This window comes from Streptomyces siamensis (assembly GCF_039543605.1).
Lineage (GTDB): Bacteria > Actinomycetota > Actinomycetes > Streptomycetales > Streptomycetaceae > Streptomyces > Streptomyces siamensis.
In genome coordinates, this window is record NZ_BAABKB010000065.1 from 1 (window position 1) to 1776 (window position 1776).

Below are 1776 nucleotides of genomic sequence, written 5' to 3' on the forward strand. Positions count from 1 at the left end.
CCGCAACGACCTGGACCGCTACCGGCTGGTCATGGACGTCATCGACCGCGTCCCCGGCCTCGGGGTACGAGCCGCTGCGCTACGCCAGACGATGGCCGACGCGCGCACCCGCCACCACGCCTGGATCCGCGAGCACGGCACGGACCTGCCCGAAGTGGCCGACTGGACCTGGAGTTCCTGACCTCACGTCCCGGCCGTCTCCCGGGGGTCCAGGGTCTTGCGCTTGAGACTGAACCAGGTCGTCTTGCCCTCGTCGGTGGGCCGCACGCCCCAGGCATCGGCGAGGGCACGGACGAGCAGGAGGCCCCGCCCGGACTCCGCGTCCTCGGACGCGACGCGGGGCTGCGGCAGATGGGTGCTGCGGTCACTGATCTCGACGGTCAGCTCGGTGTCCGTGCGGCACACGTGCAGTCCGATCGGGCCCTGAGCGTGCTGCACCGCGTTGGTGAGGATCTCGGAGAGCAGCAGGCACGCGTCGTCCGTCCTGTCCTTGAGACCCCACGACTCCAGCGCGGCGCCCAGGAAGCCGCGCCCGGCCGGTACCGACTCCGGCCGGGCGGGCAGATCGGTCGTGGCCGTGGCCAGGGGCGCCGCGGGCAACTGGGTCAGCAGCAGCGTGACGTCGTCATGGCCGTCGGCGTCGGGCAGCAGGGTCGTCAGCACATGGTCGGCGGCGGCTTCCAGGTCGGGCGTGTCGCCCGCGAGTTTGTCCAGGGTCCGGATGAGCTCGGAGAGCTGGTCCTCGATGTCGCTGCCGGGCGTCTCGATCAGGCCGTCGGTGTAGAGGACGAGCGTGGCGCCCGGCGGGATCGTAGTGCTGCACTGTTCGTAGATCATGTCGCCGACGCCGAGCGGCGCGTTCACGGGGGCCGGAATCGTCCGGGCGCCCTGCCCCGGGACGGTGACGAGCACGGGCAGGTGGCCCGCGGAACAGATGATCACCTCTCCCGCGTCGGCGGCGATGATCAGGTAGCAGCAGGTGACGAGCTGATCGGGCACGCCCAGGTCGGCGACCACGGCGTCCAGGGCCTGCATGAGCTGTCGTGGCTGCATCCCGGTCTTGGCCAGCGCGTGCGCGGCGGACCGCAACTGGCCCATCACGGCGGCGGCCTCCAGGCCGCGCCCCATCACGTCACCGATCAGCACCCCGACCCGGCCCGCACCCAGCGGGATCAGGTCGAACCAGTCGCCGCCCACGCCCGCGCCCTGGGTGGCGGGCAGATAGCGGCTCGCCGTGACCAGCCCGGGTATGGCCGGCGGAGTCCCCATCAGGCTGCGCTGCAGGGTCAGCGCGATGTGGCGCTGCTGCTCGTACAGCTCTGTCAGTTCCGCCTCGGCGCGCTTGCGGTCGCTGATGTCGCGGACGATGGCGCACGCCCCGATGACCGTGCCCTCCGGCGCCCGGGTGGGCCACAGGGTCACGTCGACGTCGAGCAGGTCGCCGGTGCGCGTGACCCGCAGGGTCTCGAAGTGTTCGACCTTCTCGCCCAGGCACAGCCGGTCGAGGAGCGCACTGACCTCGTCGTACCGGTCGCCGGGCGCCAGCATCGACACATGCTGCCCGACCGCCTCGGCCGAGGTGTATCCGTACAGCCGGTGGGCCGCCGCGTTCCAGTAGGTGATGCGTCCGTCGAGGGTCTTGGCGAGGATCGCGTCCTGGGAGGACTCGACCAGCGCGGCCAGTTCGTTGATGCGTTCCTCGGCGGCCTTGCGTTCGCTGACGTCGCGGACGGCGGCGGAGACGAGGAGGCCGTCGGCTGTCTCCAGGGGGCTGAG

The 1776-nt window shown here is 71.6% G+C and carries 2 protein-coding genes; one reads left to right on the forward strand and one right to left on the reverse strand.

Annotated elements, in window-relative coordinates; translation table 11 throughout:
- The coding region (locus tag ABEB03_RS43720; RefSeq protein ID WP_345658676.1) for a phosphoketolase family protein at window positions 1-181 on the forward strand (181 nt) is incomplete at its 5' end.
- A 2-nt stretch (window positions 182-183) separates the two neighbouring features.
- On the opposite strand, the gene ABEB03_RS43725 is transcribed toward ABEB03_RS43720, so the two are convergent.
- Window positions 184-1776: ATP-binding SpoIIE family protein phosphatase (locus ABEB03_RS43725; protein WP_345658677.1), on the reverse strand; the 1593-nt coding region annotated here is incomplete at its 5' end.